Raw genomic sequence first — 21,396 nt, 5'->3', positions numbered from 1 at the left:
CTCCGTTCGCTCCGATTAGCCCTCTTCGCGCGCTCGCAGCCTGCACTGCCGCCGTTCTTGCTCACAATCCCGCCCGCAGCAGCTCCCCCATCTGCCGCAGCAGACGGTCGTTGTCTACGCGGCCCTTGACCGCGACGCGGATATGCCCGGCTTCAAGGCCGGGGTACATCGCGCAGCTGCGGACTAGAATGCCGCCCGCACCCAGACGCTGCTGCATCTCCTGCGCGCTCCACGGAGCGGGCAGCCGCAGCAGCAGGAAGTTCGCTTCGCCCGGCGGCACGCCGCAGCCGAGCTCAAGCAAGCCCTCCCGCAGCCGCTGCCGCTCGGCTGCGATCAGCGCGCGCGTCTCCTGCCCGTAGCCGTCGCCGCAGCGCAGGCAAGCTTCCCCGGCCAGCAGCGCCAGGCCGTTCACGCTCCAGGTCACCTGCTTGCCGGTCATCGCCGCGGCAAGCGCCGGATGCGCGGCAGTGAAGCCCAGCCGCAGCCCCGGAATGGCAAAAAACTTCGTCATCGAGCGCACCAGCACCGTATGACGATAAGCCCCCAGCTCCGGCAGTAGAGATTGCCGGTCCGCCTCCGGGATGAAGTCGATGAACGCTTCATCCACCGCCAGCACCGTCCCGCAGGCCTCTGCCTGCTGCGCGAGCTGCCGCAGCGCGTCCAGCGGATACTGGACGCCGTTCGGATTATTGGGCTGGCCGAGGAACAGCAGATCGACCTGTTCCAGCAGGCCGGAGATGCTGTCCACGGCAGCCCGGTAATCCGTCCGGCTGGTCCCCTGAACGGACAAGACCTCCGCACCGAACTGCTCCGCGAGCTGGCGGTACTCGGAGAAGCACGGCTCCACGATGCCCACCCGGCGCGGAGCCACCGCCAGCAGCAGCAGCGCCATCGACTCTGCTGCCCCGTTCGCCACGGTAATCCACTCCGTGCCGAGACCCAGTTCCTCCGCCAGCAGCGCCTTCAGCCTGCGGTGACCCGGATCGGGGTATGCGGTGATCGCGGAGACCGCATCCCGCAGCAGTTCCAGCACACCAGGCGGCGGACCCAGAGGGTTAATATTGGCGCTGAAATCCAGGAAGCCGCTGCCGCTGTCCCCGTATAACTCGGCGGCGGTCAGCAGATCACCGCCGTGGCCGTATTTTTCAAGCATATGTATAGCCTCCATGTCCATATTTCCCCATTGTATATATCCGCCGCGTCCTTCTTTCCAGTCCTATATATCTTCCGTGTCCATATTTTCCCATCATACATCCTCCCTGTCCACTATAGATAATCTATCAGTGCTCCATCAGGTAATTTACTTCTATGTATGTCTCACTTCACTAACCAAAAGCTCTATTACCGTTCTCCCAATTATTGGCCAATTCCCGGAAATTCGTCAATGCTATATCGCCTATGCCCCCTGCCTTGAACCCGTAAACTTTCTGCATAGCCCCGTAACCCCGACTTGATCTCAAGGCTGATGCTATTTGTGACGGCCGCTGCGAACTGCGAATACTCTAACTGCACTTTGTACAACTAAAGGGACCGATATTCACGCGGAGTGCGTTTTAATTGCAGTTTGTACATCTAAAACTAACCCTATCTCAAATAATAGCAGCATCTCCTATTTTTAATTGTACAAAGTGCATTTAAACGGATAAACCCGCTGATTTCCCATCCTTTAGTTGCACGAAATACATTTAACTGCCATATACATGCCGCACCTGTTCATGATGCTCAGACACTCATCCGTCAACCGTTTCAATCCGCCACCCACGCCAATTCATCTTATTCCCCCATCCTACCCGCCAATAGCCCCCGCCCCTCCACCCGCCATCCCCGTTCCCTTTTGAAGAAATCTCTCTTTTAGTTTAGAATAAGTACAGCAGTTTACTATGGTCACGCGGAGGAATCACGAATGCTTTTTATCGATAATACCGGAATTACAGACGCATCGATCAATCTGGCCATTGAGGAGTTTGCGCTCAAAAACCTGCCGATGGACGAGAGCTACCTGCTCTTCTATATTAACAGCCCGTCGATCATCATCGGCAAGCATCAGAATACGATCGAGGAGATCAACCAGGAGTATGTAAAGGACAACAACATTCAGGTCGTACGGCGGTTGTCCGGCGGCGGCGCGGTGTATCACGATCTCGGCAACCTCAACTTCAGCTTCATTACCAGGGATGACGGCCAGTCCTTCCACAACTTCCTGAAATTCACCCAGCCGGTCATCGACTATCTGAAGTCTATGGGCGTGAATGCCGAGCTGAGCGGACGCAATGATCTTCAGGTCGGGGAGCAGAAAATCTCCGGCAACGCCCAATTCTCCACACGCGGACGCATGTTCAGCCACGGCACCCTGATGTTTGACCTGAATCTGGACGATGTGCAGGCTTCCCTGAACGTGAATCCCGAGAAGTTCAAGTCGAAGAGCACCAAGTCCGTGCGCAGCCGGGTCGCCAATATCAAGGAGCTGCTGGGCAATCCTGATATGACGATTGAACAATTCCGCGAGGGGCTGCTGCGCTCGATCTTTGGCATGGAGGCCGCTGATGTGCCGCAGTACAAGCTGACGATGGACGACTGGGTGCGGATCAATGAAATCTCCAAGGAGCATTACCAGAATTGGGACTGGAACTACGGTCTTTCGCCGAAAAGCAACGTGAAGCACACCCGCAAATTCCCGGCAGGGCTCGTGGATATCCGCATGGACATTGAAGATTCCATCATCCGGGAGATCAAAATCTACGGCGACTTCTTCGGCGTCGGCGATGTGGCAGATGTGGAGAACGCGCTGCGCGGCAAGCGTTATGAGGAAGCAGAGGTCCGCCAGGCGCTGGCTGATCTCGATCTGAAGCATTACTTCGGCCGTATTGAGCCGGAGGACTTCATCGGACTTGTGTTTCTTGAGGAATAGCTTCATAGCAAGCCGAATTTTATATTTTAAAAGAACCCCGCTAACCTGCCGCATCCTGCGCAGAGCTAGTGGGGTTCTTTGTCTTCGTATGCTTGCCGGGTTCGCTGCTATACAAGCACGAACACATACAACACCAGCGCCAGCGTAAGCATCACGCATACTTTCTCCACCGCGTTGCCCTTCTTCGTGCCGGTGCTCATCAGCTTCAGCCGCAGCTTAAATGGAATCGGAGGCAGCGGGGTGATCCCGCGCTGGGTCAGGGAGTCGGCGAGAAGATGCAGCCCGTAGGACAGGCTCCCGGCAATCCACAGACTGCCGCCGTCATTCATGTCAAGGGAGACGAAGTACAGCAGCGCGCCCCATCCGGCAACGGCATACAGCGTATGCGTGATTCCCCGGTGAGGAACTATGGAAGCTACGACCAGCACACAGGCGGCGATATAGTTCCACGGATCATAGACATCGGCAAAAGCAAACAAGGCCAGCGCAATCAGCAGCATCACCAGATGCCGCAGCCTGCGGCTGGGCAGGAAGGATACGCTGCCCACCAGCAGCGCCAGTGCGATATTCCAGGGCGGCTCCGCTATCCCGGCAAAATAAAGATAAATGCCCGCTCCGATCAGCGACACCTGCAGAATACGCAGCAAAAACTCCGGCACGGCCTTGCGTACCAGCATGGAATTCGGCTCGTCGATATCGGGCAGCAGCGAGCTGACGACGGCGACAGCAACAGCAGGAAGGGTAATAGCATGCCCTAGCAGGCTCATGGCGGACAGGGTAACCCCGGTGCTGATAACTAAATGGGATTTGCCCATCATGGTGAATCCGCTCCTTAGATGAAAGTATAAATGCTTCTGGATGTCTTGAAATAAGAACAGGTGTGCGGTTACCGAAGTATACCAAGGCTTTCCTTTTTTGTCCAGCTTATATGTAGTTTCCAGGCTCTTCACGCCCGCAGGGCCAAGGATGCCGCACAGTTTCGGCTTGTCCTGCCCCCTGTTTTAGGATACAATTTGGACAACTCAACTGGCCCTGAAAGGATGAACCCTGTGAATCGCTCCCGAATCGCCGATCTAAGTCTGCTACTGGTGGCGATGATGTGGGGATGCACGTTTCTGATCGTGCAGTCTGCCGTGCGGGTGCTGCCGCCGCTTGCTTTTAACAGCATCCGGTTTACAGGTGCCGCCGTGCTGCTGGCCTTGATTACCGCTGTCTTCTACCGCCAGGAATGGCGTAAGCTGAGCTTACGCATGGTGATGCATGCCCTGCTGCTGGGCCTCTTCCTGTTCCTCGGCTACGGCTTCCAGACCGTCGGGCTGCTGTACACCACCACCTCCAACACGGGATTTATCACCGGGCTGTCGGTGGTGCTGGTGCCGTTCCTGTCTCTGGCACTGCTGAAGACGGCCATCTCCAGATATACCTGGCTGAGCGCCGGGCTTGCAGCGGGGGGCTTGTATCTGCTGACCTTTACCGGCTCTGCCTTCTCCCTGAATAAGGGCGATGGCCTGATTCTGCTCTGCGCCGTGGCTTTTGCGCTGCAGATCGCGTATACCGGCAGATACGCACCGCGTTATCCGGCCCTCCCGCTGGCGGCGCTTCAGCTTGGCTTCGTAGGCCTGCTCAGCATCGCCGCCTCCCTGCTCGTGGATGGAAGCGGCCCGCTGCTGCATAGCGGAGAGCTGCTCCGCCAGCCGGAGGTGCTCTCTGCTATGCTGATCTCCATCGGCCCGACCAGCGCCTTCGCCTTCTGGATTCAGACGGCCTGCCAGAAGTACACCACCCCGTCCCGGGTGGCGATCATCTATGCCATGGAGCCGGTGTTCGCTGCCGTCACCGGCCTGCTCTTCGGCGGAGAGACGCTGGGCGTATCCGCGCTGCTCGGCTGCGGCTGCATTCTGGCCGCAATGCTGCTGGCGGAGCTCAGCCCCGCTCCGTCAGGAACGCAGGCGGAGGGCTGAGCCCGAATCCGCGAACCCTTTTACCAGATTAACATTAATAAGTTCCATTGCTACAGACAAAAGAGCCGTGCTTCCGTCCCCCTTCCTATAGAAGTTATAGCGGATAGCCGGACTACAAACCATACTTAGGAGAGAACCCAAATGTACAAATTGATTGCCATTGATATTGACGATACCCTGATTAATGACGACAAGGAAGTGACCCCGGCCACCCAAACCGCGCTGGAGCAGGCTGTAGCCGCTGGCGTAGTAGTTACTCTGGCTACCGGACGCGCTTATGCTTCCGCCCAGGCGATTGCCCGCCAGACCGGTCTGAACGTGCCGATCATTACCTATCAGGGCGCACTGGTGAAGAATCTGCTCGATGAAGCAGTGCTCTATGAGCGTTATGTGCCGCAGGACGCGGTGCGCAAGCTGTTCCAGTATTGTGTGGAGCATGATCTGCACCTGCAGACTTACATTGACGACAAGCTGTATGCCCGCGAAGAGAACCAGAAGCTGATTGACTATTCGACTCTGAACGGAACGCAGTACTATATCGAGCCGGACTGGGAAACGAAGCTGGTTCCGCAAAAAACACCAAAAATGCTCATTATCGACGATCCGGACTTCCTCGATGAGCTGTCCCCGATCCTGCGCAGCCTGCTCGGCGATTCGGTGCATATTACGAAGTCCAAGCCGCATTTCCTGGAGATCATGCACCATGAAGGCACCAAGGGCCTGGCGCTTGAATTCCTGGCTAAGCATTTCGGCTGCGACCTGTCCGAGACCATCGCTGTAGGCGATTCCTGGAACGATCATGAGATGCTTGAAGCTGCCGGCCTCGGTGTCGCAATGGCGAACGCCATTCCAGCCTTGAAGGAAATTGCCGATTTCGTTACCCTCAGCAACAATGAGGACGGCGTGAAATACGCCATTGATAAGTTCATTCTTAACGCAGGTCAAGAAGCATAAGCTCCTGCAACAACAGCAGAACATCTTATGCTAAATAACCCCACAAAGTGGGGCTTTAGCTTCGATGTATATTCAGGTACTTTGCGGGGACCCCAGAACATCTAAATTATCTTTCCAAAAAGGGTGGCCCCCCGCAGGTTCATGGTACGAACTGCGGTGCGCCACCCTTTTATACTAAGTAGAAAGGAAGTGCCTTCATGGAAGAGATTTCTAATGAGGAACAACTGCAATCCATAGCCTCTATGCAATCGACCATCCGTAAGCTTGAGAGCGCCTTAACCCAGATGACGCACAGCGGTACCAATACTACTCTGGTCCAGAAACGCCTGAACGCCATGCACATCGGGTTAGCTGTTCTGGACCATGTCTGGAATCAGAAGCCGCTCTCTTATCCCCCTGCCGAGCTGGCAGAAGCCCGCCATGTTCTTCTCGGGTTAATCCCATCCGTAGAATCCAGTTATGCTAAGTCTAAGGCCGGGAGCCCGCAGCGGACGCTTCTGGACAGAAGATTGAAGGCGCTGGGACAGGTTATCCAGGCAATCGATACTCTATAACAAGTTAGGCTATAGTGGTTAACTGTTCCTCCGCCGCCTCCTGCTCAAGCTGTGAATGATACAGATCCGAGTACCGCCCCTCTGCCGCAAGCAGCTCCTCATGTCCACCGCGCTCCACAATTTCCCCGTTCTCCATCACCAGGATGACATCGGCATTCTGGATCGTTGAGAGCCGGTGGGCGATCACAAGCGTTGTCTTATCCTTCATCAGCTTACGGATCGCCTGCTGGACCATTCGCTCCGACTCATTGTCGAGGGCAGCCGTAGCTTCATCCAGGAGCAGAATCGGCGCATTTTTGAGCATCGCTCTGGCAATGGACAGCCGCTGCCTCTGACCGCCGGACAACCGGGAGCCATGCTCGCCAATATCCGTGTGTATGCCTTCCGGCAGCTCCGTCACGAACTCATACGCATTCGCCTGCCGCAACGCCTCGATAATCTCTTCGTCTGACGCACCAGGCTTGCCGCTCTCGATATTGTCCCGGATGCTCCCGGAATACAGGCCCGACTCCTGAGGCACATAGGCGAAGTAGCTGCGCAGCTCTGCCAGCGGTATTCCGCTGATCGGACGGCCGTTGATCGCAACCTCACCTGCATCCGTCTGGTAGAAGCCCAGCAGCAGCTTGAACAGGGTGGATTTCCCGCCGCCGCTCGGACCTACTACGGCCATTTGCTGGCCGCGTGCCAGCTCCAGACTAACCTTGTTAAGGCTCTGCTTCTCACTGCCCGGATAGCTAAATGACACCTCTGCGAGCTGAAGCTCCCCGAACCCCGGCAGCTCCGCCTGGACCTCAGGCAGCACCTCAACCTCAGCAGGCGCATCCATCACCTCGAAGATCCGCTCCGCCGCACCCAGCGACTGCTGCATGGAAGCAACCAGGCCCGGCAGGGACGAGAACGGCCCAACCAGATAATTCATCAGCTGAATGAAGGCAATCATCGCCCCGACCTCAAGTCTTCCATTCGCCACGAACCACCCGGCAATCACCAGAGCCAGCAGGAAGGTCAGATTCCCCAGCAAGGAGGAGATCGCTCCGGTGGCTCCTTCGATTCTCGCTTTCTTTTTCTCTCCTGAGGCAATATCCTCACTGTAGCCAACATATTGCTTCTGCAGCCTGCGCTCCATGGAGAATGCCTTGAACACCATACTGCTGCCCAGAATATCGTTCAGAAAAGCCGTAGTCCGGCTCATACTTTCCTGCACCCGCACACTGTTGATGCGCATCGCATTGCCGAAGATTTTACCGGTCAGGAACAGCAGCGGACCGATGGACAGGCAGATCAGCGCCAGCAGCCAGTTAATATAGAGCAGATAGCCGAAGGAGGCTACCGCCAGCAGCGGGTTGCGCAGCAGATCCAGCATCACCTGCCCGCAGGCTTCCCCCACCGACTGATTGTCATTCGTGAAACGGGACAACAAATCACCGGAATGATTGCGGTCGAAATAAGACTGCGGCAAGGCCAGCGTATGCCCCATCATGTCCTGACGCAGCTCATTTCTGATTTTGGCCGATACATTGGTCTTGAGATACGCACTGACGAAGGTATTCAATCCCGTAACCAGCAAGAATAGAATCCCGAACCAGGTAAGTCCCTTGAACGCCTCCACATCCAGCCGGACAGCAGCATCCGTAATCCGGGCCAGGAACCAGGCCATCGTAAGATCGAGCACAATACTGAATAACGTCACCAACAGCAACACGGCATAAATCAGCTTATGTCTAAGCATGTATGTACTTAATCTGGCAAAAGCACCTTTCTTCTTCACAACATCAGCTCCTATTTAAAATTCAGCACCCCGCACCTTGGCATATACCTTGCTGTCATGCAGTTCCCCGTCCGGCTCACGGGTATTTTTCCGCAAAATACCATCCAGTGTAAATCCAGCACGCTCCGCGACGGCGGCGCTTTTCCCGTTAAGGGCGCTGCAACGGATTTCAATCCGGTTGGCTTCAAGCACTTGGATGGCAAAATCCGTTATCCCGTTCACCGCTTCCGTCATATATCCATTGCCCGAGCAAGAGCTTCTGATCCAGTATCCTGCCTCAAAACAGCGGCAATCCCAATCCACATGATGCAGACCTATGTTGCCCACGAATCTGCCGTCCTCCTTGCGGAAAATCTCCATATTCAGAGTGGTACGATTCAGATAGGCTACTTGCGATTCACGGACGTATTGCTCAGTTTCCTCCACAGTCGGCATACTCTGGGCAAAGGGCATCCAGGGTTTCAGCTCATCCAGACTCTCCCGGATGGCTTCATTCATTTCCTTACCGTCTCCAGGCCGCAAAGCACGGACAAGCAGCCGCTTAGTCTCAAAGCTCTCTGGAATATCCAACAGAATCGGGATTATATCATTACTCATATTCATAAACCTCCACGATGATCGATTGAATGGATTATGACACATCGTTATAGTATAGTACCTCCTTCTCTTTTTGAAAATAAAGAAATATACGCATCATATTCATAAAACTGGAAGTCGACCCCGTCGTGGGCTCACTCTCTGCGGCTCCGATGCCACTAGTGTACTAGACCCCTGGCAAGGGCCCCAGCGGCGGGGGGCGGATTCCCGTATCGGTCTTAGGGCTGAAATACATGGAAAGCATTTGTGAAGGGAAATGAATGCTATAGCTTCAAAAGACACTGCGGAGTTATGCGGGGATTATGCGGAAATCATTACGGATACTTGGTGATCACTTGGGGGAAATATGGGGGAGAGTATTGTATACTTGCACAAAGTATGGATGGTTAAGAGAGGAGGAATGAATTGTCGTGGCCAAAACACATATTGAAGAATCAGCTGAAGAGCAAACAAGGCTGGAAACCTCCCGGTTAGCCAGCTTGATCGAGGCTCATGTTACACGTGACGGGACTGCCGAGACAGCGATACAAGGATTGTATTTCAACCGCTACTCCAGAACAGAGCCGTCCGATTACATGTACACGATGCAGTGGCCAACCGTGGGGATTGCAGCGCAGGGGACCAAAATCATCAAGATCGGCAAACAGACCTCCGAATACAGCGGCTCACGTATCCTTGTTGCGCCCGTAGCGGTGCCCATCAGCATGCAAACGATTCAGGCAAGCTCTTCGGAGCCTTTCCTTGGAGTAGGCGTCTATCTCGATCCGCACAAAATCGCTGCGCTCATACCGAAGATCTACCCAAACGGTCTGCCAAAAACCGGCAAGCGCAGCGCAAGCTATGTGCTGGAAGGTGAACCGGCCTTGATCGGCGCGGTAGCCCGGCTGGTCGCGTGTCTGGACGAGCCCGGCGATAACGGCCTGCTGGCCTCGCTTGCAGCGGATGAGATTTTCGTCCGGCTGCTGCGTAGTCCAATCGGCGTGTATGTGGCCGAGACTGTGCTGGCCGGATCGAATGTCCAGCGCGTCGCCAAAGCGATCGATTGGCTGCGGAGCCACTTCGCCGAATCGCTGAGAATCGCCGAGCTGGCAGACATGGTCCATCTCAGCGAGTCCTCCTTCCGCGAATATTTCAAGTCGGTGACCTCCATGAGCCCGCTCCAGTACCAGAAAGCGCTAAGGCTGCAGGAAGCGCAGCGGCTGATGCTGTCCGGCGGGCGGGATATTACCACGGCGTGCCAACTGGTCGGATATATCAGCGATTCCCAGTTCAGCCGGGATTACAGCCGCTTCTTCGGCAATCCGCCGAGCCGGGATATCGCGAAGTGGAAATCGGGCCTCATCTCCTGAATGCTACCCAGCAAGCCCTCCGATCTTGTCAACGGGGGGCTTTTCCGTTGAATCGGGCAAGAAATCAAGCAGAACAGTCAAATGAAAGGGTATCGGGCCGTCTATACTGATCTTATCCGGATAAGCCAAGCGGCGAAGCGGAAATCATCGTTGGAACAAGCTGCTTTGTACAGGGATTTAGAGGCTTGATTCTATAAGGAGGATACCTGGATGCGTATTTTTGTAACGGGAGCAAGCGGCTTTATCGGATCAGCAGTGGTCCGGGAGCTGCTGGAGGGCGGACATGAAGTGGCCGGGCTGGTACGCTCCAAGGAAGCGGCCGAGCGGCTGGAGGCCTCAGGAACGAGAGCTGTCCGCGGCTCTGTCGAGAACACAGACCTGTTGCGCCGGGAAGCGGCTGCAGCGGACGCGGTTATCCATACGGCCTTTTATCATAAGTTCTCCCATGCCAGCCTGAAGATGAAGCTGAAGATTATGCTGGGCGGAAGTCCGGCCCGTACGCCGGCCCGTTTCATGGCGGCAGCAGTCGGCACGGATTGCCGCGCCATTCAGGCATTGGGAGCCGGGCAGTCCGGGCGGTCTGGAGCGCTTGTAATTGCGATCCCCACTATGACGCTCACTCCCGGAAGGCTGGCGACCGAGGAGGATGCAGGAGATGCCTCATCTATCGGAGGAGGACGGGTGGCGTCGGAGAAGGCTGTGCTCGCACTTGCCGGATCCGGCGTCCGGGCATCGCTGGTACGTCTGCCGCCGATCGTATACGGCAACGGCGACCAAGGCGGCCTGCTGCCCTCCCTGATCCGGGCCGCAAGATCCAAGGGCGCTGCCGCCTATATCGGGCAAGGGATCAATCATTGGCCCGCCGTACACCGGCTTGATGCGGCGCGTCTATTCAGGCTGGCCATAGAGCAGGCTCCGGCGGGCACGCGGCTCCATGCTGCCGGGGAAGAAGGCTTGCCCTTCAGGCAGATTGCGGAAGCGATTGCGCGGGAGGCGAGTGTGCCGTCCAAGCAGATACAAATGGAAGAAGCCGCTTCGTATTTCGGCTGGCTGGGCCCGTTTGTCTCGACCGACAATCCCGTGTCTTCGGCATTGACCCGCGAGCGTTTCGGCTGGAACCCGCAGGAGCGCGGCCTGCTGGCCGAAATCGCACAGGGTGATTATTTTACAGACCAATCGCTGCGTTAAGCAAACCCCATAAATAATCGTACAAAGAACAAAGTTACTGGCTATGAAGCATGGAGCCCATCCCAACAAAAGAAAATCATAATTCCTAAACAACGAGCAAGAGCCTTCCAAAAAGTCAGTACAAACTAACTTTCTGGAAAGCTCCTTTTTGGGTTATCCGTGAACCTGTTGCTTCCCTTCAATACTCAGATCTGCTCCCGGCACAGCGGAAGCCTCATCCCCGTAACGGCCAGCGTAACCTTCTCCGGCAGAATATAATCCTTCTCCAGATTGATATCATGCGACATATGCGTGTAGACCGCACGGCGCGGCTGAACCGTCTCCAGCAGGTCAGCGGCTTCGGTCATATCATATACAGAGCGGGTAGATAATTCAGCTGCCTCGTAATAAAAGCTGGTTCCCAGCACCAGCAGGTCCGCTCCATGCATACGCCTGGTTTCCTCCGTGGTCAGAGAGATCGAGTCCGGGCAGTACACCCAGATATATCCCTCCTTCTCCAGCCTGTAGGCATAGGAGTAACCATTCTTGCCATGGTTCACCCGCCATGTGCTAATCTGCCAGCCATCCAGCGTAATGCCGTCATCGCAAGGGATCATGTCGATATGCCCGCTGAGCCACGGGTATTGGCGCTGGATGACGGGAATGACCTCCGCCGGAGCGTACAGCTCTCCCCGGAAGCCCATCCAGCGGCAGCTGTCCGCCCATTCCGGCAGCCCGCCGATATGATCGAAATGCGCATGTGTCACGAGCAGACGCTTCATGGTGCGGTTCCCCTGCAGCTCCATCTGTCTCCGCCAGTCCGGTCCGCAGTCAATCGCCAGGAAGCCGCTGCCGTTATCTATAAGCACAGAAGAACGCAGGCGGTTATTGCGCCCGGTGGTTCTTGCTTCCGTACAGGTCTCACAATCACAGTAGACCCGGGGTACACCCATGGCATCCCCTGTTCCAAGGAACACTAATGTATCCATATGCCTGCCCACCTCATCGTCTTTTTTCTCGAATATCCGTCAGTTCATTATAGAACAGCAGCCGGTCCTTTGCACCCCGGCCTGTAAGACAGTAAAGAGCCGTCCTTCAGCCTGATCCGGCCGGAGAACAGCTCCCTTAATCCTTCGCACCCCACAATAAGCAGGTGTCTTCTAATCCTCTTCCGTCTCAACTACCCGCCTAGATCCCGGCCAGCACCTGATACCATATGCCCCGCTTGGAGTACAGCGTGGTGCGGACTTCCTCCCAGCCGCCAAGATAGCTGATATCGAACAGCCCGGCAGGAACCGGATACTGGCTCTCATGTGCCGCATAGACCTGCTGGTTCACGGGACGGAAGCCGAACTTGGCGAATATCTCCTGTGCCTCAGGCGTCGTCAGATAATCGACCAGCGCTTCTGCGGCCGCACGGGTACCATGCTTATCCGCGTATTTATCCACCACGGCCGCAGGATTCTCGATCAGAATCGTATTCTTCGGGATGACCACCTCATACTTCACACCCTCTGCAATCCGCGCCAGCAGCTCATTCTCATAAGTGACGATCACATCGCCTACGCCGTACTCGAAGGCAGCCATGGAGGCCCGCCCGCTTTTATCCAGAGATTCGACGTTCCTGTGTATGCTCTCCAGGAAGGCCTTGGCAGCCGCAGGGTCCTTCGCCCCCTCCTGCTCCTCAGAACGCTTCAGACCGGCCCCGTAGATCGCGTTGATATCCCACTGGGCACCGCCGGAGGTCTTCGGATTAGGGTAGAGCACCTTGACCCCCGGCTTCGCCAGATCGGCAAAATCATGAATTCCCTTCGGATTGCCCTCCCGCGTCCCCAGGGCCACAACCGACCGCGTCACCATGCCTGCCTCGCCGCCTCGCTTCTTCCAGTCCTTCTCCACAAGGCCCGCCTTGACCAGCTTCCCGATATCGCCTTCCATGGCAAGCAGCGTGACATCCGCCTCGAAGCCGCCGGCAATCGCCCTTGCCTGGGTTCCGGAAGCCTCATAGGACTGCTGGAATACGATAGTTTGACCGGTATCCGCCTTCCACTTCTCTGCGAACCCGGGGAGAATCTCGCCCATGGCATCCTTCACCACGCTGTAGGCACCCACCACAAGCGTTAGATCTCCCTGCGGCGGCGCACCTGCTTCTCCTGCAGCCTGCTGCTCATTCCCGCAGCCGGCAGCGGTCAGGGCGAACACCGCCAGCAGTAAGACCGTCAGCCATCCGTGCAGTTGTCTGCTCCTTCTGATAAGCCACATACCGGCGACACATCCTACTCATTTATTTTTTAGATAAATACAGGCATCGGATCTTTCTTCAGCCCATTCTCCTGAATCCAGCTCCGCTCCTCATTGAACAGGTAGGCGCGGTGTACCAGCACAGATATTTCCTGGCCCGGAGTCAGCGTTTCTTTCTCCAGAGAACGGTAGGTGACCAGCTTATGTCCATTGATCTCAACCTCCACCAGCCATTCACTGCCGCGGAAATGCAGATGCTTCACAACGCCCTGCTCCGTGGCCGAAGCTATTTTGAATTCATGCAGATGGCCCACCTCAATATATTCCGGACGGATCAGCGCCTTGGTCGGCTTACCGCCGCCTGCGCCTTCGAAGCCCTTCAGCTCGGAAGCACTCCCGATCAGCGTCGATTCCCCGATGAAGGTTGCCACGAACGGTGTCTTCGGCTCTTTGTAGATATCCCAAGGCGTACCCTTCTGCTCCAGCCGCCCCTGGTTAATGATCATAATCTCATCCGCTACTTCAATCGCCTCATCCTGGTCGTGGGTGACGAAGATAGAGGTGATCCCGACACGTTCGATCAGCTCCCGCAGCCAGGAACGCAGCTCCTGGCGGATCTTCGCATCAATCGCCGCGAACGGCTCATCCAGCAGCAGCAGCTGCGGCTCAGGGGCCAGCGCCCGGGCAAAAGCCACCCGCTGGCGCTGCCCCCCGGACAGCTGATGCGGATACCGGCTCTCGAAGCCCTTCAGTCCGGTCAGCTCCACCAGCTCGGTGACGCGGTCACGGATGACTGACTTACTAGCCTTCTTGACTTTCAGGCCGAAGGCGATATTCTCGAACACCGTCATATGCTTGAACAGCGCATAGTTCTGGAAGACGAATCCGATCTCACGCTCCTGCGGCGGAAGATGGTTCACCGCCCGGCCGTGGAAAATAATCTCGCCGCTGTCCGGCGTCTCAAGGCCCGCCAGCATCCGCAGGATCGAGGTTTTGCCGCCGCCGCTTGGGCCAAGCAGCCCAATCAGATGGCCTTTGGTAATGCCGAAATGGACATCCTTCACCGCATGAAAATCGCCAAAATGCTTATCGAGTCCCCGGACCTCTACATGCATAATTAGTGCCCTCCCTTTCTTCTCTTGCTCCATTCCATAAGCAGCAGCAGTCCTGCGGAGAATGCGGCCAGCACCAGTGCTATCCCGCCCGCAGCCGTAACATTGAAATTCTCGACATCCTGATAGACCAGTGTGGTAGCCGTTTGGGTCCGGTTCATAATATTGCCTGAGACGACGAGCACCGCACCGAACTCACCCAGTGAGCGGGCCACCGTCAGAATCACTCCATAGATGACCGCCCAGCGGATTGAAGGCCAGGTCACCTTCCAGAAGGTCGTCCAGCCATATGCGCCAAGTGTGGACGCGGCCTCTTCCTGCTGGGACCCGATCTCTTGCAGTACCGGCATCACCTCACGCACCATTAGCGGGAACGTGACGAACAGCGTAGCAATCACCATTCCCGGAAAAGCATACACAATCTTCACTCCAATTTGCTCAAACAACGCACCCAGCGCACTGTCCGGCCCGAGCAGCAGAACGATCATCAGCCCGCCGATAACCGGCGATACCGCATAAGGCAGATCCACGATGCTGTTCAGCAGGCTTTTGAGGCGCCGGCCCAGCCAGTTCGCCCGTACCAGATACAGGGCCGTCATGATCCCAAACAGCGTATTCAGCAGCGTCACAACCACTACAACATATCCGGTCATCAGCAGCGCATGCAGCGCCTCGGGCCGGGTCAGGGCGTTCCAGAAGCCGCTCCAGCCTTCGCTGAAGGCCCCCATTGTCATCCTGCCAAGCGGAGCTGCAATCAGGACGAAGAACACGAGGTAGGTCAGTCCAATCCACAATCTTCTCATGATCTTCTCCCCCGCATCTGCATGAGGCTGATCAGCCAGAGAATCAGGAAGGATAAGGTCAACAGAATGATCGACACCGCGGCAGCTCCCGCCGGATTATCACTTTCGACCTCTCCGAAAATATAAACAGAAGATACCAGCGTTCGCCCCGGAATATTGCCTGCCACGAGAACTACCGCACCGAATTCAGCGAGCGCCCGCGAGAAGGCCAGCATCCCGCCGCCGATCATGCCAGGTGCCATAGACGGCAAGATCACCTGTAGGAAGACCCTGCTTGGCTTCGCTCCCATCGTGTAGGCTGCCTCTTCTTCCGAAGCGTCCAGCTCTTCCAGCAGCGGCTGCACCGCCCGGATGACGAAGGGGAATGTGACGAAGACCATGGCAATCACGATGGCAGGCTGGTGAAAAACAATCGTGAAGCCCAGCGATTCCGCAAGGCCCCCAATCAGGCTTCCCGGGCCCAGCAGCAGCAGAATCATCAGTCCGCCAACCGCAGTTGGCAGGGCAAACGGGAGATCGACAAGGCTGTTCAGTAGCGCCCTGCCCCGGAACTTATAACGGATAAGGACCCAGGCGATCATCGTACCCAGCAGCACATTCGTAAGAGCCGCAATGACCGCCAGCTTGAGTGTTAACAGGACCGACTTCCAGGCAATCGGATCGCTCACACTTTCAGTGAAGCTTCCGAGCCCGGCTGAGAATGAATTGTAATAGACCCCAAGGATCGGCAGCACAATCAGAATGACGAAATACAGTACAACCGTTGATCTAAATCCCCAGGTCCAGCCCTTGTGCCTGATCAGCGAATTCAATGGTCAACCTCCCACCTCCGGATAACCGGTCGGTATACTCGACTTTAAGGCTTGATTATTCCTATTAATATACTTGGTTTAAAGTTATTCCTACTTTACCAAATACCGCTTGCTGCCGTCAATTACTTTGTTAGTTTTTGGGTAAAAGTATACGTAGCACTTGTTATATCCAAACCAGAGAGGGGCTGTTCATGATGCTTCATACTATGGAGATCACCACCAGCAAACGGGATGAAATGCGGGATATTACCCGCGAGGTTCAGGCTTATGTGAAGAATAGCGGAGTTCTTAACGGACTGCTGATTGTCTATTGTCCGCACACCACCGCAGGGATTGCGATTAACGAGAACGCCGATCCTGATGTGAAGCGCGATGTGTTGATGCGTCTGGATGAGGTCTATCCCTGGGAGCATCCCAAATACCGCCATGCGGAGGGCAATACGGCTTCCCACCTGAAATCCATTACGGCCGGTCCTTCGCAGACCCTGATTATTCATGAAGGGGCTGTGCTGCTGGGCCGCTGGCAGGGCATCTATTTTTGCGAGTTCGATGGTCCAAGGCAACGCCAGTGCCACCTTAAAATTATGGAAGGCTAGCACTGCCTGCCCTTGTAGAAGAGCAGCTACGCATGGACCGCGAAGCTGCTCTCTATACAATTTATAGTTCCTGTAACACTTTCACCATGCAAAGTTATACCAATGCAACGCTCTAAAGTACGAGCTGTTAAAAAAAACAGCTTTTTATAAACTGCGGCTTAATACCTTGACATGTGTCAGGGCGGCTTGCTTCACATCTTCAAACAACACTTTATCCTGAATATAATACGAAATGAATCCGTGAGCCGATAAGAATAAGGTCAACGGCACGTTCTGCCAGTCCTCCGATACATATCCCTCTTCCTTCATATGACGGCGGACAATGCTTGCAAATAACTCGAAACATCGGCCCTGTTCTGCCCGGCAATACGCCAGCAGCTCTTCGTCGCGGATCATGAACATGATCTCATACTGATACGGATGGTTCAGCCCGAACCGGATGAACTCCATAATCAGCTGCTCCACCCGGGTCATTCCCTCTTCAGGCGGAGAGGTCATTGCTTGATTCAGCAGCGAAGCCACATGATTGAAATCCTCAACTACAATCGCGTAGAAAAGTTCGGCCTTCTCTTTGAAATGGTAATACAGGGAGCCGTGGCTATAACCCAGGTGCTGACCAATGCTGCGCATCGAAATGGCACGGTACCCTTTGGTGATGAAAAGATGCCTCGCCGCCTCCAGAATTCTTTCTCTCGACAACTCCTGTTCCACTGCTCTTCTTGCCATAATCTATTCCCCTTCGCTGTAGTAAAGCCGCCGCCCTTCCGTAACGAGGGATTGCCCCTCCGTAAGATCGGTTATCCATGCGATAAATGCGTCACCTTCATCATTACGCGGAAGACACAGCAGTGTAACTTTATCCGTAAACAAAGTCTCTCCGGTCTGGATATTCCGGCCCCGCAGTGCATTCTCCACCTTGCCCAGCCAGGTGTACTCGATTTCCACGAATACCTCCCGTCTCAGCACACGTGTAATGACCTCTCCGGCTTCCAGCGCCAGTACAGCGCCATCGGTATAGGCCCGAATCAGCCCGCCTGCACCCAGCATAATGCCTCCGAAATAACGGGTAACTACAATAGCGACATTCTTCACCTGTTGGCTGCGGATTACTTCCAAAATCGGTTTCCCGGCCGTTCCACTCGGTTCCCCGTCATCCGACTGTCTCTGGATCTCATCCCTCTCCCCGATCATATAAGCAGAGCAGTTATGCGTAGCATTCCAGTGCTGCTTCTTGATCGAATCGATAAATTGCACAGCTTCTTCCTCGTTCTCCACCGGCATAACATGCCCGATGAAGCGTGATTTACGGATTACGACCTCCCGCGAGCCGGGGGTACGTACCGTCCTGTATTGTTCCAGCATTGTTGTCCATTCCTTACTTTGCATGTGATGACTTGATATATATTAGGAGCAGCCCTGGTAGTGGTTACCTATGGACTGCTCCCTGATGACTTACTTTACTATGAATGATCTGCGGTTAGAGTGGGACTATTCGGTAAGTCTTGCTTCCAGTTCTGCCTTTTCTTTCTCGTAGCCTGGTTTGCCCAGCAGTGCGAACATGTTCTTCTTATAGGCTTCAACACCCGGCTGGTCGAACGGATTCACACCCAGCAGGTATCCGCTGATCCCGCAAGCCTTCTCGAAGAAGTACACCAGATAGCCGAAAGTATACGGCGTTTGGTCAGGAATGGTAACGATCAGGTTCGGCACCTGTCCATCGGTATGCGCCAGCATAGTTCCCTGGAATGCCTTCTTATTAACGAAGTCCATCGTCTGGCCGGTCAGGAAGTTGAGGCCGTCCAGATCATCCGGATCATTCTCGATCGTTACATGATGCTGTACCTTCTCCACTTGAATAACCGTCTCGAAAATGTTGCGGTTACCCTCCTGAATGAATTGGCCCATGGAGTGCAGATCTGTCGAGAAGTCCACCGAGGACGGATAGATTCCCTTGAAGTCCTTGCCTTCGCTTTCGCCGTACAGCTGCTTCCACCATTCAGAGACAAAGTGCAGGGACGGCTCGTAGTTCACGAGGATTTCTGTCGTCTTGCCTTTGCGGTAGAGCGCGTTACGTACTGCAGCATATTGATAGCTCTGGTTCGTAGCCACATCGGGATTGTTGAACTCATCGGCTGCGGCTGCGGCCCCTTGCATCATTTCTTCAATGTTAATTCCCGCTACGGCGATAGGCAGAAGGCCTACCGGTGTCAGTACGGAATAACGTCCGCCTACATCATCAGGGATAATGAACGACTCATAGCCTTCTTCGTTAGCCAGCTTCTTAAGTGCGCCCTTCTCCTTGTCTGTTGTAGCGTAGATCCGTTTGCGTGCTTCTTCCTTACCGTATTTCTTCTCCAGTGCTGCACGGAAGATACGGAAAGCAATAGCTGGCTCGGTAGTTGTACCGGATTTGGAGATTACGTTCACGGAGAAGTCTTTGCCTTCTACCAGGTCAAGCAGATGCGTGATGTAGGTAGAGCTGATGTTATTACCGGCAAAATAAACCTCCGGTGTCTTGCGCTTGTCCTTGGACAGGTTATTGTAGAAGGAATGCGAAAGCGCCTCGATAGCTGCGCGTGCCCCCAGATAAGAGCCGCCGATACCAATCACGATCAGCACTTCGGAATCACTCTGAATCTTCTTGGCGGCCTGCTGAATACGGGCGAACTCTTCCTTGTCATAAGCTGTAGGAAGATCAATCCAGCCCAGGTAATCGGAGCCTGCTCCGCTCTTGTTATGCAATTGTTCGTGGGCCAGCTTCACCGGAGCGGCGAAGTAGTCGATCTCGGTCTGGCTGAAGAAGGAAAGGGCTTTGGTGTAGTCAAAATTAATCTTCTTGGACATCGGTAATGGTAACCTCCTGTTTATCTCTTTAGATTTGACACCGTGTGTTGCAACATTATAATCTAGAATACTTTAATTTGCCTTGACTGGCAAGGTCTTAAGGCATATCCCCGGCTTTCCGAACCCTGTTTATGAAAAAATAGCTGAAAGCGGTTACTAAGCAGATAAGCAGACCTGTTCTGTGGAACAGGCTGTAACCTTCTGATAGAATGAAGGCAAACTTAGTTTCTATAATATGATCTCAGGAAAGCAAAGGTGGAATTGAAATGAAGCACATCGGCTTTATCGGACTCGGAACAATGGGAGCACCTATGGCGTCGAACCTGCTGCGAAGCGGTTTTGAGGTTACGGTGTATAACCGTACAGCAGAGAAATGCAAACCTTTGGAACAGGAAGGTGCGAAGACAGCCGCCACACCGCAGGCAGCAGCGGAAGGCAAGGATGTTATTATTACCATGATCAGCAACGATGATTCGATCCGTGAAGTCTTCCACGGTGACCATGGCATTCTCGCCACCCTTCAGCCGGGAACAACCGTAATCGATTCCAGCACCATCTCTCCCGGCCTTGCAAAGGAGATCGCTGCTGAAGTTGAAGCACGGGGCGGCAGCTTCCTTGATGCCCCTGTAACCGGCAGCAAGCCGGCAGCTATCGACGGCACACTGGTCTTCATGGTCGGCGGACATGCCGAAGTGATTGAGAAGCACCGGGATCTCTTCGACTCCATGGGCCGTCTGCTGCTGCATATGGGCGCTAACGGCAGCGGCGCTGTAGCCAAGCTGGCTCACAATGCCATGGTCGGCATTCACAATGTCGCGCTCGCCGAGGGCTTCTCCATTGCGGTGAAGTCCGGGGTACCCGCAGATAAGTTCCTGGAGCTGGTGAAGAACGGATCAGCAGGCAGCAAGCAGGCCGAGCTGAAGGGCCAGAAGATCATTGATAACGACTTCAGCAACCAGTTCTCCCTTGCCCTGATGCTCAAGGATCTTAAGCTGGCGTCCTCGCTCAGTGATTCCACTGGCGTCCCTTCCCCTATGCTCGGCGTAGCCAAGAGCATGTTCCAGGCAGGCTTCAATCACGGCTACGGCGACGAGGACCTGTCCGCTGTGGTCAAATCCTACGAAGACTGGATCGGCCGGAAGATCGGCGAAGGTAACTAATGTAACGGCGGCTTTTCCAGAATCTGTTTATGATGGTGTTTCACACACTATTGTAAACAGGGGAGGAAGTTTCAATGCTGACCTTTGAACTCGCCCGGCCTCAAGATGCGGCCATGTTGGCGGATGTACAAAAAAGAACCTTCGATGATGATGCCCGCCAATATCAGGATAAAGAGGAGGATGGCCCTCCCGGTTATAATTCAGTGCCCTGGCAGGCGGAACAAATGCAGCAGGGCCATTACTACAAGCTTCTGAAAGACGGTGGAATTGTCGGCGGGATGATAATCTTCCCGTCGCCCACAGAAGAGGAATGTCATCTGGGCCGGATTTTTATCGATCCCTTATATCAGAACCAAGGGTTCGGGCATGAAGCTTTGCATTTCTTATTTGTACAGTATCCTGCTGCCAAGCGCTGGACGCTGGATACTCCCTCGTGGGCCGTCCGGAACCATCACTTCTATGAGAAGCACGGCTTCATCCGTACCGGAGAGATCTATGATGCGGAGAGCAGCCAGAGCATCTGGGAATATGAGCGGACAGGTCCGCTGGCAGAGGCAGGCCGCTAAGAGC

21 protein-coding genes are annotated in these 21,396 nt (G+C 55.0%); 9 read left to right on the top strand and 12 right to left on the bottom strand.

The window, feature by feature from the left end; translation table 11 throughout:
* Nucleotides 1-61: 61 nt before the first annotated feature.
* Nucleotides 62-1,153, bottom strand: coding sequence for a threonine-phosphate decarboxylase CobD (gene cobD / locus NST69_RS04815; RefSeq protein WP_342548641.1), 1,092 nt, complete (start codon nucleotides 1,151-1,153; stop codon nucleotides 62-64).
* Between the two features lie 750 nt (nucleotides 1,154-1,903).
* Between cobD and NST69_RS04810 the strand changes: the two genes are divergently transcribed.
* Nucleotides 1,904-2,908, top strand: a complete 1,005-nt coding sequence (locus NST69_RS04810) for a lipoate--protein ligase (protein ID WP_342548640.1) — start codon at nucleotides 1,904-1,906, stop codon at nucleotides 2,906-2,908.
* 107 nt (nucleotides 2,909-3,015) lie between these two features.
* Here the strand turns inward: NST69_RS04810 and NST69_RS04805 are convergent, their stop codons facing one another.
* A complete protein-coding gene (locus NST69_RS04805) occupies nucleotides 3,016-3,726 on the bottom strand; it encodes a metal-dependent hydrolase (RefSeq protein WP_342548639.1) in 711 nt (236 codons plus the stop codon).
* A gap of 231 nt (nucleotides 3,727-3,957) precedes the next feature.
* On the opposite strand from NST69_RS04805, the gene NST69_RS04800 reads away from it, so the two are divergent.
* From NST69_RS04800 to NST69_RS04790, 3 genes are all read left to right on the top strand, one after another.
* Complete coding sequence (locus NST69_RS04800) at nucleotides 3,958-4,869, top strand: DMT family transporter (protein ID WP_340955454.1); 912 nt, start codon at nucleotides 3,958-3,960, stop codon at nucleotides 4,867-4,869.
* A 141-nt stretch (nucleotides 4,870-5,010) separates the two neighbouring features.
* Nucleotides 5,011-5,823 carry a Cof-type HAD-IIB family hydrolase gene (locus tag NST69_RS04795; RefSeq protein WP_339254278.1) on the top strand — a complete coding sequence of 271 codons (813 nt, stop codon included), beginning with the start codon at nucleotides 5,011-5,013 and terminating at the stop codon, nucleotides 5,821-5,823.
* Between the two features lie 197 nt (nucleotides 5,824-6,020).
* Nucleotides 6,021-6,377, top strand: coding sequence for a hypothetical protein (locus tag NST69_RS04790; protein WP_342548637.1), 357 nt, complete (start codon nucleotides 6,021-6,023; stop codon nucleotides 6,375-6,377).
* Nucleotides 6,378-6,381: 4 nt separating this feature from the next.
* Here NST69_RS04790 and NST69_RS04785 read toward each other — a convergent pair whose 3' ends face one another.
* Nucleotides 6,382-8,145 (bottom strand): ABC transporter ATP-binding protein, encoded by a 1,764-nt coding sequence (locus NST69_RS04785; protein ID WP_342548636.1) that lies wholly within the window; start codon nucleotides 8,143-8,145, stop codon nucleotides 6,382-6,384.
* A 15-nt stretch (nucleotides 8,146-8,160) separates the two neighbouring features.
* Nucleotides 8,161-8,742 carry a GNAT family protein gene (locus NST69_RS04780; protein WP_342548635.1) on the bottom strand — a complete coding sequence of 194 codons (582 nt, stop codon included), beginning with the start codon at nucleotides 8,740-8,742 and terminating at the stop codon, nucleotides 8,161-8,163.
* A gap of 410 nt (nucleotides 8,743-9,152) precedes the next feature.
* Between NST69_RS04780 and NST69_RS04775 the strand changes: the two genes are divergently transcribed.
* The gene (locus tag NST69_RS04775; protein ID WP_342548633.1) at nucleotides 9,153-10,091 is read left to right on the top strand and encodes an AraC family transcriptional regulator; all 939 of its coding nucleotides are present in this window, start codon (nucleotides 9,153-9,155) and stop codon (nucleotides 10,089-10,091) included.
* A gap of 210 nt (nucleotides 10,092-10,301) precedes the next feature.
* Complete coding sequence (locus NST69_RS04770; RefSeq protein WP_342548632.1) at nucleotides 10,302-11,279, top strand: SDR family oxidoreductase; 978 nt, start codon at nucleotides 10,302-10,304, stop codon at nucleotides 11,277-11,279.
* A gap of 185 nt (nucleotides 11,280-11,464) precedes the next feature.
* Here the strand turns inward: NST69_RS04770 and NST69_RS04765 are convergent, their stop codons facing one another.
* The 5 genes from NST69_RS04765 to cysT form a co-directional block, all read right to left on the bottom strand.
* Nucleotides 11,465-12,247, bottom strand: coding sequence for an MBL fold metallo-hydrolase (locus NST69_RS04765; RefSeq protein ID WP_340978791.1), 783 nt, complete (start codon nucleotides 12,245-12,247; stop codon nucleotides 11,465-11,467).
* A 199-nt stretch (nucleotides 12,248-12,446) separates the two neighbouring features.
* The gene (locus NST69_RS04760; RefSeq protein ID WP_342548631.1) at nucleotides 12,447-13,520 is read right to left on the bottom strand and encodes a sulfate ABC transporter substrate-binding protein; all 1,074 of its coding nucleotides are present in this window, start codon (nucleotides 13,518-13,520) and stop codon (nucleotides 12,447-12,449) included.
* A 29-nt stretch (nucleotides 13,521-13,549) separates the two neighbouring features.
* Nucleotides 13,550-14,614: a sulfate ABC transporter ATP-binding protein gene (gene cysA, locus NST69_RS04755; RefSeq protein WP_036727567.1), complete on the bottom strand. Its 1,065-nt coding sequence runs from the start codon at nucleotides 14,612-14,614 to the stop codon at nucleotides 13,550-13,552.
* 2 nt (nucleotides 14,615-14,616) lie between these two features.
* Nucleotides 14,617-15,414 (bottom strand): sulfate ABC transporter permease subunit, encoded by a 798-nt coding sequence (locus NST69_RS04750; protein WP_076082476.1) that lies wholly within the window; start codon nucleotides 15,412-15,414, stop codon nucleotides 14,617-14,619.
* Nucleotides 15,411-16,226, bottom strand: coding sequence for a sulfate ABC transporter permease subunit CysT (cysT, locus tag NST69_RS04745; protein WP_342548630.1), 816 nt, complete (start codon nucleotides 16,224-16,226; stop codon nucleotides 15,411-15,413). The genes NST69_RS04750 and cysT overlap by 4 nt, the downstream gene beginning before the upstream one ends.
* Before the next feature lie 194 nt (nucleotides 16,227-16,420).
* Between cysT and NST69_RS04740 the strand changes: the two genes are divergently transcribed.
* Nucleotides 16,421-16,822 carry a secondary thiamine-phosphate synthase enzyme YjbQ gene (locus NST69_RS04740; protein ID WP_036727896.1) on the top strand — a complete coding sequence of 134 codons (402 nt, stop codon included), beginning with the start codon at nucleotides 16,421-16,423 and terminating at the stop codon, nucleotides 16,820-16,822.
* A 144-nt stretch (nucleotides 16,823-16,966) separates the two neighbouring features.
* Here the strand turns inward: NST69_RS04740 and NST69_RS04735 are convergent, their stop codons facing one another.
* The 3 genes from NST69_RS04735 to NST69_RS04725 all read right to left on the bottom strand — a co-directional run bounded on the left by NST69_RS04735 (nucleotide 16,967) and on the right by NST69_RS04725 (nucleotide 19,666).
* Nucleotides 16,967-17,548 (bottom strand): TetR/AcrR family transcriptional regulator, encoded by a 582-nt coding sequence (locus NST69_RS04735; RefSeq protein WP_036727562.1) that lies wholly within the window; start codon nucleotides 17,546-17,548, stop codon nucleotides 16,967-16,969.
* Nucleotides 17,549-17,551: 3 nt separating this feature from the next.
* Nucleotides 17,552-18,184: a YigZ family protein gene (locus NST69_RS04730; RefSeq protein ID WP_209876642.1), complete on the bottom strand. Its 633-nt coding sequence runs from the start codon at nucleotides 18,182-18,184 to the stop codon at nucleotides 17,552-17,554.
* Nucleotides 18,185-18,310: 126 nt separating this feature from the next.
* Entirely contained in the window at nucleotides 18,311-19,666 is a 1,356-nt protein-coding gene (locus tag NST69_RS04725; protein WP_036700477.1) for a glucose-6-phosphate isomerase, read from the bottom strand.
* Nucleotides 19,667-19,926: 260 nt separating this feature from the next.
* Here NST69_RS04725 and NST69_RS04720 point away from each other — a divergent pair, with 260 nt between their 5' ends.
* Both NST69_RS04720 and NST69_RS04715 read left to right on the top strand, forming a co-directional pair.
* The gene (locus NST69_RS04720) at nucleotides 19,927-20,826 is read left to right on the top strand and encodes an NAD(P)-dependent oxidoreductase (RefSeq protein ID WP_327196471.1); all 900 of its coding nucleotides are present in this window, start codon (nucleotides 19,927-19,929) and stop codon (nucleotides 20,824-20,826) included.
* Between the two features lie 74 nt (nucleotides 20,827-20,900).
* On the top strand, nucleotides 20,901-21,392 hold the full coding sequence (locus NST69_RS04715; RefSeq protein WP_340978785.1) for a GNAT family N-acetyltransferase: 492 nt from the start codon (nucleotides 20,901-20,903) through the stop codon (nucleotides 21,390-21,392).
* The last annotated feature ends 4 nt before the right edge of the window (nucleotides 21,393-21,396 follow it).

This window comes from Paenibacillus sp. FSL P2-0089 (assembly GCF_038595095.1).
Classification (GTDB): domain Bacteria; phylum Bacillota; class Bacilli; order Paenibacillales; family Paenibacillaceae; genus Paenibacillus_AQ; species Paenibacillus_AQ silagei.
Note: the sequence above shows the minus strand (reverse complement) of the source record. Positions and strands in the feature narration are given on the sequence as shown.